We start from the raw sequence: 13,869 nt of genomic DNA on the forward strand, positions 1-13,869 counted from the left end.
GTTTTTAAATGATAAAAGTAGTGTTTATGGGAACACCGGACTTTTCAGTGCCGGTGCTTCGTCGTCTTATTGAAGATGGCTATGAGGTAGTAGGTGTTGTGACGCAACCTGATCGTCCAGTAGGTAGAAAAAAAGTATTAACACCTACACCTGTTAAAGTTGAAGCGGAAAAACATGGTATCCCTGTGTTACAGCCGTTAAAAATTCGTGAAAAAGATGAATATGAAAAAGTATTGGCATTAGAGCCAGATTTAATTGTAACAGCTGCATTTGGTCAGATTGTACCAAATGAAATTTTAGAAGCACCGAAGTATGGATGTATTAATGTCCACGCTTCTTTACTTCCTGAACTTCGTGGTGGTGCACCAATTCATTATGCAATTATGGAAGGTAAAGAAAAAACAGGTATTACAATTATGTATATGGTAGAAAAATTGGATGCTGGTGATATCTTAACGCAAGTGGAAGTGGAAATTGAAGAGCGTGAAACGACAGGCTCATTATTTGATAAATTAAGTGAAGCAGGAGCACATCTTCTATCTAAAACAGTACCTTTATTAATTCAAGGTAAGTTAGAACCGATTAAACAAAACGAAGAAGAAGTAACGTTTGCGTACAATATAAAACGTGAGCAAGAGAAAATTGATTGGACAAAAACAGGTGAAGAAGTATACAATCACATTCGCGGATTGAATCCATGGCCAGTTGCTTATACAACTTTAGCAGGACAAGTTGTTAAAGTATGGTGGGGAGAAAAAGTGCCTGTAACTGAACCGGCTGAAGCAGGTACGATTGTTGCGATCGAAGAAGATGGTTTTGTAGTAGCAACTAGTAATGAAACAGGTGTTAAAATTACTGAATTGCAACCTTCTGGTAAAAAGCGTATGAGTTGTTCACAATTTTTACGTGGAACAAAACCTGAAATTGGAACGAAGTTAGGAGAAAATGCATGAGACAAAATGTTCGTGAATTAGCTCTTGATGGTTTAATTCAAGTGGAAAAAAGTGGTGCATATAGCAACTTACTTTTAAATAATTTAATTGAAAAAAGTGCAATTGATAGAAAAGATATTGGTTTATTAACTGAAATTGTATATGGAACGATTCAACGTCGTGACACATTAGATTATTATTTACAGCCTTTTTTAAAAAAGAAGGTTGAGGCGTGGGTAAGAGTATTGCTTCGCTTATCTTTATATCAAATGATTTATTTAGACCGAGTGCCAGAAAGAGCGGCTATTCATGAAGCGGTTGAGATTGCAAAGCGTCGCGGGCATAAAGGAATTGCTGGTATGGTGAACGGTGTATTACGTTCGATTCAGAGAGAAGGTGTACCTTCTGTAGATGAAATCAAGGATCCAGTAGAACGGCTTGCAATTGCGATGAGTCATCCAGTTTGGCTTGTACAAGAGTGGACTTCTGCATATGGCTTAGAAACTGCAGAGAAAATGTGCGAAGTAAATATGTTACCTCCTGTACCTACAGCGCGTGTGAATGTTGATAAGGTAACGGTAGAAGAAGCGATTGAGTTGTTGGCAAGTGAAGGTATAGAAGCAAAACGTGGTGACTTGTCAGATGATGCAATTCAGATTGAAAGAGGAAATGTAGCGCATACAGAAGCGTTTAAAAAAGGATTTCTTTCTATTCAAGATGAAAGTTCTATGCTTGTAGCACGCGCTTTAGAACCAAATGAGGGAGAGACAGTTCTTGATAGTTGTGCGGCTCCTGGTGGTAAAACTACGCATATAGCTGAGCGTTTAAAGGGAACTGGTAAAGTAATGTCTCTTGATTTACATGCACACAAAGTACGTTTAATTAAACAGCAAGCAGAGCGACTTGGGTTAGAAAATGTCGAAACAAAAGCGCTAGATGCTAGAAAAGTGCAAGAGCACTTTTCAAATGAAACGTTTGATAAAATATTGGTAGATGCACCGTGTTCTGGATTTGGTGTAATTAGACGTAAGCCTGATATTAAGTTAGGAAAAGATAAAGGCGATAGTGAAAGATTATCGACGATTCAACTTGCGATACTAGAAAAAATAGCACCGTTATTAAAACAAGGCGGTCGTCTTGTTTATAGTACGTGCACAATTGAGAAAATAGAAAATGAACAAGTAATAGATAAATTTTTAAAAGAACATCCTGAATTTGAATGGGATACTACGATAAAAGAACGTATGCCAGAAAAATTAAGTAAGTATATTAATGAAGGTCAAGTACAAATTTTACCGCATTATTTTGCAACGGATGGCTTTTATATTGCTTGTTTAAGGAAGAAGGTGTAGCATCATGGAAACGACTGTAAGAAAACAAAAGAAAAATGTAGAAACGAAGAAACCATCAATTTACTCTTTACAAATTCATGAAATGCAAGATTGGTTAAAGGAACAAGGAGAACCGAAGTTCCGCGCTGGACAAATTTTTGACTGGCTATATAAAAAACGTGTAAAAAATTATGAGGATATGTCAAACCTTTCTAAAGGATTGCGTGATAAATTGTCGAATTCCTTTGATATTACTACTTTAAACACGTTAGTAAAACAAACGTCTTCGGATGGAACGATTAAATTCTTATTCCAATTATATGACGGGTATTCTATTGAAACGGTATTAATGCGACATGAATATGGAAATTCCATTTGTGTAACAACGCAAGTTGGTTGTCGTATTGGATGTACGTTCTGTGCTTCGACGCTTGGTGGACTAAAACGAAACCTAGAAGCTGGAGAAATCGTAGCGCAAGTAGTAGAAGTTCAGCGTGCGCTTGATGAAACAGAAGAACGTGTAAGTTCTCTTGTTGTTATGGGAATTGGAGAACCATTTGATAATTACGATAATTTAATGGGATTCTTACGCATCACTAACCATGAAAAAGGACTTCATATTGGTGCTAGACATATGACTGTTTCGACGAGTGGAATTATCCCGAAAATTTATAAGTTTGCTGAAGAAGAACTACAAATTAATTTTGCGATTTCATTGCATGCTCCAAACTCAGAATTACGTTCAAAATTAATGCCGATTAACCGTGCTTATAAATTACCGGATTTAATGGAAGCTATTAAATACTATGTAAATAGAACAGGGCGCCGTATTACTTTTGAATATGGATTATTTGGAGGAGAAAATGACCAAGTTGAGCACGCTGAAGAGCTTGCTGCGCTCTTAAAAGGTGTAAAATGTCATGTAAACTTAATCCCGGTAAACTACGTACCTGAACGTGATTATGTACGTACACCACGTGAGCAAATTTTCTTGTTCGAGAAAACGTTAAAAGATCGTGGAGTGAATGTAACGATTCGCCGTGAACAAGGTCATGATATTGACGCAGCCTGCGGTCAGTTGCGTGCGAAGGAGCGCAAAGAAGAGACGAGGTGACGAGATGAAAGCCGTATTTCTATCGGATAAAGGAAAAGTTCGTCAACATAATGAAGATAGTGCAGGAGTTTTTCACAATTTAGATGGAAATGTTTTAGCGGTAGTAGCAGATGGAATGGGAGGTCATCGAGCTGGTGATGTAGCTAGCTCGATGACCATTCAATTATTCCATGATTATTGGAAGCAAACGCATAATATGAATGAACCGAAAAAAGTAGAACAATGGTTACATACTAGTGTTGGGATTATTAATGAGCGTATATATGAATACGCTCAGCAAAATGTAGAATGTAATGGTATGGGAACAACGCTTATAATAGCTGTTTGTACAACAAGTTTTGTGACGATAGGGCATATAGGAGATAGTCGTTGCTATATGGTATCAGAAGGAGAAATGACGCTTGTAACGGAAGATCATTCGCTTGTAAATGAGCTTGTGAGACATGGTGAAATTTCAAAGGAAGATGCAGAGTATCATCCGAAAAAGAATGTGTTATTAAGAGCGCTAGGAACAGAAGAAAAAGTTGGATTAGATGTTAAAACGTTGGTGCTTGAGGAAGATGATCAATTACTTCTTTGCTCTGATGGGTTATCAAACAAAGTTTCTATTGATGATATGCAACAAATTTTACAGTTAAATGAACAGCTTGAAGGTAAAGGGCAGCGTCTCATTCAATTGGCGAATGATCGCGGTGGAGAAGATAATATCACACTTGTTCTTATTGATTATGCGGGTTCGACAAACGAAAGTAGGTGAAGTGCAACGTGCTGATTGGAAAACGCTTAAATGACCGTTATAAGCTACTGAAAATGATTGGTGGTGGCGGAATGGCCAATGTATATTTAGCTCATGATGATATACTTGGCCGAGATGTAGCGGTAAAAATATTAAGACTCGACTACTCAAATAACGAAGAGTTTATTAAACGTTTCCATCGAGAAGCGCAGTCTGTTACAACGTTGTCGCATCCAAATATTGTGAATATGTATGATGTCGGAGAAGAAGATGGTATATATTATCTTGTCATGGAATATGTACCCGGGCAAACATTGAAGCAATACATAATTGAGCGAGGTATGTTACCTATAGGAGAAGCTCTTGATATTATGGAGCAGTTAACATCCGCCATGGCACACGCCCATCATTTTGAAATTGTGCATCGTGATATAAAGCCGCACAATATTTTAATTCGAGCTGATGGAATAATAAAAGTAACAGATTTTGGAATTGCGACAGCTACAAGTGCAACAACAATTACACATACAAATTCAGTACTGGGTTCAGTCCATTATTTATCACCAGAACAGGCACGTGGCGGGATAGCAAATAAACAATCGGATATTTATTCTCTTGGAATAGTTATGTTTGAATTGTTAACAGGAAGACAACCGTTTTCTGGCGAATCTGCTGTTGCTATAGCTTTAAAACATTTACAAAGTGAAATCCCATCACCAAAAAGATGGAATGAAAATATTCCGCAAAGTGTTGAAAATATTATATTAAAGGCAACTGCAAAAGATCCTTTCCATCGATATCAATCTGCCAATGCGATGAAGCGAGATATTGAAACTGCGCTATATCCAGAGAGGATAAATGAGCAACCATTTTACATACCAGAAGATATGGAAGCGACGAAAGCGATTCCGATTATTCAACAAGAACAATTATTTGAAAATGTAAGTGATGAAACGATTGTTTTAAAAGGGAGTAAGGTGGAAGAACCGATAAGAGCAGAAGCAGCTGAGTTAGATAAGAAGAAAAAACGGAGTAACAAGTGGCTTAAAGTTTTAATTTCAACATTTTTATTTTTAGCAATAGGAATAACATTAGCGCTTACGGTTATTCCAGGATTATTTATTCCGAAAGATGTGAAAGTGCCTGATGTGGCTGGTATGAAATACACGACAGCTGTAAATACGCTAGTAGAAAAGGGCTTTGAGGTGACGGAGCCTAATATTGTATATACAGATGATGTTGAAGTTGGGGATGTAATAAAAACGGAACCTGTAGCAGGAAGAGTCGTAAAAGAAAACGCTAAAATTACTATCTATCAATCAGGTGGAAAAAAGAAAAGTAAGATGGCGAATTTCACAGGGCAAAACTTTGAGAGTGTAAAAGCTGAGTTAGAAGAAAAATATAAACAAGTTACAGTAAATTATATTGAAAATGATAAGCCGAAAGGTGAAATTGTAGAGCAAATTCCGACGCCTGATCAAATGGTTATAGAAGCGGAGCAAGAACTGAAAATCTGGGTAAGTAAAGGTCCTTATCAAATTAGACCAGGTGACTTTTCGGGGTGGACTGAAAATAGTGTAACTGGTTATTTGAATGAGAGAAAACTAACGTCAGATATAAAACGAGAGTACTCAGATTCAGTCGAAAAAGGACTTGTAATTTCGCAATTTCCAAAACCAGGTACACCATTAAAAGAGGGAGATAAAGTAACTATTATTATCTCTGATGGTCAAAAGCCTAAAGTGACTAAAACGGTAAAAGTGGACAATATCTCTATCCCATATGAGCCTGCTGTAACAGGTGAAAAAAAGCCGCAAACAATAGAAATTTATAAAGAAGACATGCAGCAAAAAATGGATAGACCGGTTGAAACGAGAACAATTACTGAATCAGCGACTATTTCTTTAGAATTTGTAATTCAAGAAGGTTCAAAGGGACACTATAAAATTGTACGAGATGGAGTAACGATTATTGATAAAGAAGTACCATATCCAACTCAATAATAGTGAAAGTCTACTTATTATTATTGCCTGTTATGCTGTCTACAAAGTGGACGGTATAGCAGGCAAAAATATATGATTCAAAAAGCTAGTAAAGTGATGCAGCTGTAAATATTTTTTTGCATTTAATGGAAGATTTAATGTATATTAGCGAAAGTATATATGGTAGGTTTTGAAATCGTTATTTGGAAAATTTAAATCCATTCATTTTTAAATTCAGCATCACCTTATACAAAAAAAGGAGAATTCTATGCCAGAAGGAAAAATTATAAAAGCTTTAAGTGGGTTTTATTACGTGCAGCATGAAGAAGGGGTTACGCAATGTCGTGGGCGAGGTGTATTTAGAAAAAATAAAATTACACCACTTGTAGGAGACCAAGTTGTTTTTCAGGCAGATAATCCAACTGAAGGTTATGTGCTTGAAGTGTTTGATCGAAAAAATGAACTTGTTAGACCTCCTATTGCTAATGTCGATCAAGCGATCCTTGTGTTCTCTGCAGTAGAACCAGATTTTAATCCTGGACTGTTAGATCGATTTTTAGTGCTGATTGAATATCATAACATTAAGCCAATTATTTGTATTAGCAAGATGGATTTAGTAGATGAAAAGATGAAAGCAACTGTTGAAGCTTATGCGAATGATTATCGTGAGATGGGTTATGATGTTTTATTTACTTCTATTAATACGTCAGAAAGTATTGATATATTAAAACCATACTTAGAAAATTGTGTTTCTGTTGTTGCGGGTCAATCTGGTGTTGGGAAATCTTCAATGCTTAATGTGCTACGTCCAGAATTAGAGCTGAAAACAAATGATATTTCCTCCCATTTAGGACGCGGGAAGCATACGACAAGACACGTAGAATTAATTGCAATTGGGAGTGGACTAGTAGCAGATACACCGGGTTTTAGTTCACTAGATTTCATTGATATAGAAGTAGAAGATCTTACATATTGTTTTCCAGAGTTGAAAGAAGCGAGCCAATACTGTAAATTTAGAGGGTGTACACATCTTTCTGAACCGAAATGTGCTGTGAAAGCTGCGGTTGAAGAAGGGAAGATTACAGAATATCGCTATAAGAACTATAAACAATTCGTAGAAGAAATTAGAGAGAGAAAGCCGAGGTATTAGTTATGATTAAAATTGCACCATCGATTTTATCAGCAGATTTTTCAAAATTAGGGGAAGAGATTAAAGATGTAGAAAAGGGCGGAGCGGATTACATTCACGTTGACGTAATGGATGGACATTTCGTACCAAATATTACGATTGGACCATTAATTGTAGAAGCTATCCGTCCAATTACATCATTACCATTAGATGTACATTTAATGATTGAAAATCCTGATAACTATATCCCGACTTTCGCACAAGCGGGAGCGGATATTATTACTGTTCACGCAGAGGCGTGTCCACATCTGCATCGTACAATTCAGTTAATTAAATCTCACGGTATTAAAGCGGGCGTTGTATTAAATCCACATACGCCAGTTTCAGTGATTGAGCATGTATTAGAAGATATAGATATGGTATTACTTATGACAGTAAACCCTGGATTTGGTGGACAGAAGTTTATCCATTCTGTATTACCGAAAATTAAACAAGTTGCAGACATGGTGAAAGAGCGCAATCTAGAAGTAGAAATTGAAGTTGATGGTGGTGTAAATGCTGAAACAGCAAGACTTTGTGTGGAAGCAGGAGCAAATGTACTTGTAGCTGGATCAGCAGTATACAATCAAAAAGACCGCGGTGAAGCAATTCGCGTAATTCGTGGGTAGTGATGAACTTTTATCCTAGTAAGGTATTCATAGGATAGGGTAAAAATATGTAAAAAGGCAATCTACCGAATGGCAGATTGCCTTTTTACAATGGAAGGGGAAGAAAAAATGATTATTCATATTTTGGCAGGAGGACCTTCGGAATATTGCGCAGATTTTGCTCGATATGAGAATGAGGAAGTAGTGTGGGCTGCGGTTGATAGGGGAGTATACCGTCTATTAAAGAAAGGGATTACCCCGGCTGTTGCGTTTGGAGATTACGATTCAGTTACTGAAGAAGAATTAGTATGGATGGGACAGCAAACGAACGAATTACATATTGTTCCGCGGGAAAAAGATCAAACGGATTTAGAAATTGCAATCAACTGGGCATTAGGACAGAAGCCGGCACTAATTCGTATTTTTGGTGCTACCGGTGGAAGACTTGATCACGGTTTGGCAAATATACAAATGCTTTTAAAAGGGTTAGAAGTAGAGATAGAAATGTGTATTGTGGACAATAAAAATGAAATAACAGTTAAAAAAGTGGGTACACATATAATTGAAGAAAATAAAAATTTTCCTTATGTATCTTTTGTACCAGTTACTGAAATAGTGGAAGGGATTACATTGTTTGGTTTTAAGTACCCTCTTACTAATAAAACAATAGAGTGGGGATCAACACTTTGTATTAGTAACGAACTCGTTGAGGAAAAAGGTACTTTTTCATTTACTTCTGGCATATTAATGTTGATAAGAAGCACTGATTGAAGAAACAATTTTGCTCCTTACATCATATAGTGACCAAGTGGAGTAATGGGGATTAGGAGGGAAACCATGAGATTTTATACAATTAAGTTACCTAAATTTCTTGGTGGAATTGTTCGTGCAATGTTAAATACCTTCAAAAAAGATTAAAAAAGCACCTATCACCGGTGCTTTTTCCATTGTTATAGTAAAAAAAGAGCCTATCGGCTCTTTTTTTTATTATTAAACACGTTCGATTTTGCCAGATTTTAATGCTCTAGCAGAAACGTAAACACGTTGAACTTTTCCGTCGATGCGTACGCGAACTTTTTGAAGGTTAGCGCCCCACTTACGTTTTGTAGCGTTCATTGCGTGAGAACGAGAGTTACCAGAACGAGCTTTTCTTCCAGTAATAGCACAAACACGAGCCATTTATATTTCCCTCCCTTGATACCTTACCATACGTAATTTTTCAATGTTAGTCTTTTATGCGATGCTAAAAACACTACTATAATTTAACACAACTAAAAAGAGAATGCAACACCGTAGAAAAAAGAAATCAAGAAAATTTACTTGACACTATATGTCAATGAAGAAAAGTTAAAATCCATAAAAATTGCTTGACATATTATAGTGGTACATGTTGTATAATAACAATGGACTATTTTGCTCATCATAAAAAAGTGTAATTTAAAACATAAAATATGAGAGTGAAAAGAAAGAACGATGGAATTTTCTTTAAAAAGATTATATGATAGTAACTAAAGTAGTCTAGCTCACTTTCACCATTTATGAAGGGGGAAACGAGATGTCAATTGAAATTAAAACGAAGTACGGTCAAATTGATATTAGTACAGATGTAATTGCAACAATTGCTGGAGGTGCCGCGGTAGATTGCTACGGTATCGTAGGTATGGCATCAAAAAATCAGTTAAAAGATGGATTAACAGACATTTTACGAAAAGAAAACTTCACTAGAGGTGTTATTGTTCGTAAAGATGAAGATGAAGTACATATTGATATGTATATTATTGTGAGCTATGGTACGAAAATTTCAGAAGTGGCACATAATGTGCAGACGAAAGTGAAATATACACTAGATCAAACTGTAGGACTAGCAGTAGATTCTGTAAACATCTACGTACAAGGAGTTAAAGTAATAAACTTGTAATGTGCATTAAGGAGGAAAATCTGTGTCAATTCAAAAAATTGATGGAAAACGTTTATCACAAATGATCATGCAAGGAGCGAATAATTTAACAAATAATGTTCAGCTTGTTGATGCATTAAACGTATTTCCAGTTCCAGATGGCGATACCGGTACAAACATGAACTTATCTATGACTTCAGGTGCGCGTGAAGTGAAAGCAAATCCTTCACAGCATGCTGGTAAAGTCGGCGTAAGTTTAGCCAAAGGATTATTAATGGGAGCTCGTGGTAACTCTGGAGTTATTCTATCTCAGTTGTTCCGTGGTTTCTCTAAATCCATTGAACAAAAAGAAGAATTAACAACAGTTGATTTTGCTGCAGCACTAGAAGCTGGAGTAGAGGCGGCTTATAAAGCGGTTATGAAACCGATTGAAGGAACGATTTTAACGGTTGCAAGAGAAACGGGTAAATATGCAGTAACAGTTGCGAAAAAACAGCGCGACTTTGTTTTGTTTATGGAAGACGTTGTGAAAGAAGCAAACGCATCGTTAAATCGTACGCCAGATTTATTACCTGTATTAAAACAAGTTGGCGTTGTAGATAGCGGTGGTAAAGGTCTTGTAGTGGTATACGAAGGATTTTTAGCTGACTTAAAAGGAGAAACGATTTCTTCTGATGCACCGACGCAAACATCTATGAATGAGATGGTACGCGCAGAACATCACCGTAGTGTACAAAGCCAATTGAGTACAGAAGATATTAAGTATGGATATTGTACGGAGTTCATGGTGAAATTAGAGGCTGAAAAGGTGAAAGAGCATAATTTCTCTGAACAAAAATTCCGTGAAGATATTAGTGTATATGGTGATTCTCTACTAGTTGTGTCTGATGATGAAATTGTAAAAGTTCATATCCACGCAGAACATCCTGGAGACGCTATGAACTACGGGCAAAAATACGGTAGTTTAATTAAGATTAAAGTAGAAAATATGCGTGAACAGCATACTGCTTTATTAGATGAACCTGCTATGGTTCCTGAACAACCAGCTCAATCGAAAGAAAAACAACCATATGGTATCGTAACTGTGGCAATGGGGTCTGGTATTAAAACTTTATTTGAGAGCATCGGCGCAACGAAAGTTATCGAAGGTGGTCAAACGATGAATCCAAGTACGGAGGATATCGTGAAGGCAATTGAAGAAGCAAATGCTGAAAAAATCATTATTTTACCGAATAACGGAAATATTGTAATGGCAGCAGAACAAGCGGCATCAGTTGTAGATCAAGAAGTTATTGTTGTTCGTTCGAAAACAGTTCCTCAAGGTATGGCAGCAATGTTAGCATTTAACCCAGTTGGAACGTTAGAAGAGAATGAAGAAAACATGCAAGAAGCTTTATCTCATGTGAAAACAGGTCAAATTACGTATGCTGTACGTGATACGGAAATTGATGGTGTAGCAATTCAAAAAGATGACTTCATGTGTATTGCAGATGGAAAAATTGTATCTACAAATGCTGAAAAAGTAGGAGCTGCGAAGCAATTACTAGAAGCGCTTATTGATGAAGATTCTGAAATCGTAACGATTCTACAAGGTGAAGATGCAACTGACGAAGAAGTAGCGGAGTTAGTTGAATTTGTAGAAGAGAAATTTGAAGATGCAGAAGTAGAAGTGCATGCTGGAAACCAACCAGTGTATTCTTTCATCTTCTCTGTAGAATAAGATAAGATTCGTTTTGAAAATAAATGGATTACTTACTTGCTAATGGATAAGGAGTAGTAATATGAAGTTTATTACTAGTTTTTATTCAAAAGGCTAGCATATTGAAGAGAGAAAAGAGCCTTGCTGCTAATAGTGAGGCTCTTTTTTACTTGTTTTATATAAGGGATTTGAGTAGTTTCTCTTAGAATGCCTATGATAGAATATATAAGGTGAAAGAGAGCGATTACAGATGCTAATTGGTACTCAAATAAAATGCAATAAAGAAAATAATGTGACGGGGTGTGAGAATCTTGAATGATGTTGTACAAGTTCCTGTTACGGATGTAAAGGGGATCGGAGGAGAAACATCTGAGTTACTACATGAGATGGGGATTTATACAGTTTCTCATCTATTAGAACATTTTCCGTACCGTTATGAAGATTATGCGATGAAAGATCTTGCTGAAGTAAAGCATGATGAACGTGTAACGGTTGAAGGGAAGGTTCATAGTGCTCCTTTGCTGCAATATTATGGTAAGAAGAAATCGCGTCTAACAGTTCGTGTTCTCGTCGGTCGTTATTTAATTACGGCGGTATGTTTTAATAGGCCTTACTATAAGCAAAAATTAACGTTAGATGAAACGGTAACGATTACTGGTAAATGGGATCAACATCGTCAAACAATTGCTGTATCAGAACTTCATTTTGGGCCAGTTGTACGTCAACAAGAAGTGGAGCCAGTTTACTCAGTAAAGGGGAAACTTACAGTAAAACAGATGCGTCGTTTTATTGCTCAAGCGTTAAAGGAATATGGAGATTCTATAGTCGAAGTGTTACCGGATGGTTTGTTAGGCCGGTATAAATTATTACCAAGATATGAAGCACTTAAGGCTTTGCATTTTCCGGTAGGACAGGAGGATTTAAAGCAAGCGCGTCGCCGTTTTGTATATGAGGAATTTTTCTTATTTCAGCTGAAAATGCAAACGCTGAGGAAAATGGAGAGGGAAAATTCAAAAGGGACGAAGAAAGAGATTCCGTCAGTAGAATTACAAGAATTTATCGATGCACTGCCGTTTCCGTTAACGGGTGCGCAGCGCCGAGTTGTAGATGAAATTTTAAAAGATATGACATCTCTTTATCGGATGAACCGACTATTACAAGGTGACGTTGGTTCTGGGAAAACAGTTGTTGCTGCGATTGGCCTTTATGCATCGAAATTAGCTCATTATCAAGGTGCTTTAATGGTTCCTACAGAAATTTTAGCTGAGCAACATTATCAGTCGCTTGCTGAAACGTTTTCGCATTTTGGTATGAAGGTGGAACTGCTAACAAGTTCTGTTAAAGGTGCGAGACGACGAGACATTTTAGCGAAGTTAGAACAAGGAGAAATAGATATTCTTGTTGGAACGCACGCTTTAATTCAAGATGAAGTTATATTTCATAGGTTGGGTCTCGTTATTACGGATGAACAGCATCGATTTGGTGTAGCGCAGCGCCGAGTTTTACGGGAGAAAGGTGAAAGTCCAGATGTATTATTTATGACAGCGACACCAATTCCGCGTACGCTTGCAATTACTGCATTTGGAGAGATGGATGTTTCAATAATCGATGAGATGCCAGCAGGGAGAAAGGTGATTGAAACATACTGGGCAAAACATGATATGTTAGATCGCGTCCTCGGTTTTGTTGAGAAGGAGATAAAAAAAGGAAGACAGGCATACGTTATTTGTCCTCTAATTGAAGAATCTGAGAAACTTGATGTGCAAAATGCTATCGACTTACATAGTATGCTGACGCATCATTACCAAGGGAAATGCCAAGTTGGATTGATGCATGGGAGATTATCGTCTCAGGAAAAAGAAGAGATAATGGGACAGTTTAGTGAAAATAAAGTGCAAATTCTTGTATCGACAACAGTTGTTGAGGTTGGTGTGAACGTACCGAATGCGACTGTGATGGTTATTTATGATGCAGAACGTTTCGGTTTATCGCAGCTTCATCAGCTTAGAGGGCGTGTCGGGCGTGGTAGTGAACAATCATATTGTTTATTAATAGCAGACCCTAAATCAGAAACAGGAAAAGAAAGAATGCGCATAATGACTGAAACAAATGATGGATTTGTATTGTCAGAAAAAGATTTAGAATTACGAGGTCCTGGAGATTTCTTTGGGAGTAAGCAAAGTGGCTTACCGGAATTTAAGGTTGCTGACATGGTACACGATTATCGAGCGTTAGAAACAGCAAGGCAAGATGCGGCGATACTAGTAGAGTCAGAAGCATTTTGGCACAATGATCAATACGCTGCCTTGCGTACGTATCTTGATGGGACAGGTGTGTTCCAAGGAGAGAAGCTCGATTAAAGGGAGTCAACAAAAAAATTGTTGCATTCTACTTTCAATGAT

At 37.1% G+C, this 13,869-nt stretch carries 13 protein-coding genes; 12 read left to right on the plus strand and 1 reads right to left on the minus strand.

The annotated features are described in order from the left end of the window. The first annotated feature begins 8 nt into the window (after window positions 1–8). The 9 genes from fmt to spoVM all read left to right on the plus strand — a co-directional run bounded on the left by fmt (window position 9) and on the right by spoVM (window position 8,789). On the plus strand, window positions 9–953 hold the full coding sequence (gene fmt / locus ASE54_RS07150) for a methionyl-tRNA formyltransferase (protein WP_000598805.1): 945 nt from the start codon (window positions 9–11) through the stop codon (window positions 951–953). After that, a complete protein-coding gene (rsmB, locus tag ASE54_RS07155) occupies window positions 950–2,284 on the plus strand; it encodes a 16S rRNA (cytosine(967)-C(5))-methyltransferase RsmB (protein ID WP_001249660.1) in 1,335 nt (444 codons plus the stop codon). Before fmt ends, rsmB begins: the two co-directional genes overlap by 4 nt. A 4-nt stretch (window positions 2,285–2,288) precedes the next feature. Then, a complete protein-coding gene (gene rlmN, locus ASE54_RS07160) occupies window positions 2,289–3,377 on the plus strand; it encodes a 23S rRNA (adenine(2503)-C(2))-methyltransferase RlmN (protein ID WP_000450548.1) in 1,089 nt (362 codons plus the stop codon). Window positions 3,378–3,381: 4 nt separating this feature from the next. Continuing rightward, complete coding sequence (locus ASE54_RS07165) at window positions 3,382–4,134, plus strand: Stp1/IreP family PP2C-type Ser/Thr phosphatase (RefSeq protein ID WP_000648712.1); 753 nt, start codon at window positions 3,382–3,384, stop codon at window positions 4,132–4,134. Between the two features lie 8 nt (window positions 4,135–4,142). After that, window positions 4,143–6,116 carry a Stk1 family PASTA domain-containing Ser/Thr kinase gene (gene pknB, locus ASE54_RS07170; protein ID WP_000904750.1) on the plus strand — a complete coding sequence of 658 codons (1,974 nt, stop codon included), beginning with the start codon at window positions 4,143–4,145 and terminating at the stop codon, window positions 6,114–6,116. A gap of 247 nt (window positions 6,117–6,363) precedes the next feature. Further along, window positions 6,364–7,245: a ribosome small subunit-dependent GTPase A gene (gene rsgA, locus ASE54_RS07175; protein ID WP_001113932.1), complete on the plus strand. Its 882-nt coding sequence runs from the start codon at window positions 6,364–6,366 to the stop codon at window positions 7,243–7,245. 2 nt (window positions 7,246–7,247) lie between these two features. Beyond that, on the plus strand, window positions 7,248–7,892 hold the full coding sequence (gene rpe, locus ASE54_RS07180) for a ribulose-phosphate 3-epimerase (RefSeq protein WP_000589970.1): 645 nt from the start codon (window positions 7,248–7,250) through the stop codon (window positions 7,890–7,892). Window positions 7,893–7,961: 69 nt separating this feature from the next. Beyond that, window positions 7,962–8,642: a thiamine diphosphokinase gene (locus ASE54_RS07185; RefSeq protein ID WP_000752665.1), complete on the plus strand. Its 681-nt coding sequence runs from the start codon at window positions 7,962–7,964 to the stop codon at window positions 8,640–8,642. A gap of 66 nt (window positions 8,643–8,708) precedes the next feature. Beyond that, a complete protein-coding gene (gene spoVM, locus ASE54_RS07190; protein ID WP_001213599.1) occupies window positions 8,709–8,789 on the plus strand; it encodes a stage V sporulation protein SpoVM in 81 nt (26 codons plus the stop codon). 72 nt (window positions 8,790–8,861) lie between these two features. On the opposite strand, the gene rpmB is transcribed toward spoVM, so the two are convergent. Continuing rightward, window positions 8,862–9,050 carry a 50S ribosomal protein L28 gene (rpmB, locus tag ASE54_RS07195; RefSeq protein WP_000124776.1) on the minus strand — a complete coding sequence of 63 codons (189 nt, stop codon included), beginning with the start codon at window positions 9,048–9,050 and terminating at the stop codon, window positions 8,862–8,864. A 376-nt stretch (window positions 9,051–9,426) separates the two neighbouring features. Between rpmB and ASE54_RS07200 the strand changes: the two genes are divergently transcribed. The 3 genes from ASE54_RS07200 (at window position 9,427) to recG (ending at window position 13,827) form a co-directional block, all read left to right on the plus strand. Then, window positions 9,427–9,789, plus strand: a complete 363-nt coding sequence (locus ASE54_RS07200; protein ID WP_000021109.1) for an Asp23/Gls24 family envelope stress response protein — start codon at window positions 9,427–9,429, stop codon at window positions 9,787–9,789. Window positions 9,790–9,811: 22 nt separating this feature from the next. Next, on the plus strand, window positions 9,812–11,488 hold the full coding sequence (locus tag ASE54_RS07205; RefSeq protein ID WP_000027131.1) for a DAK2 domain-containing protein: 1,677 nt from the start codon (window positions 9,812–9,814) through the stop codon (window positions 11,486–11,488). Window positions 11,489–11,778: 290 nt separating this feature from the next. After that, window positions 11,779–13,827, plus strand: coding sequence for an ATP-dependent DNA helicase RecG (gene recG, locus ASE54_RS07210; RefSeq protein ID WP_014895327.1), 2,049 nt, complete (start codon window positions 11,779–11,781; stop codon window positions 13,825–13,827). Window positions 13,828–13,869: the final 42 nt, after the last annotated feature.

Source organism: Bacillus sp. Root131, from assembly GCF_001429475.1.
Taxonomy (GTDB): domain Bacteria; phylum Bacillota; class Bacilli; order Bacillales; family Bacillaceae_G; genus Bacillus_A; species Bacillus_A thuringiensis_S.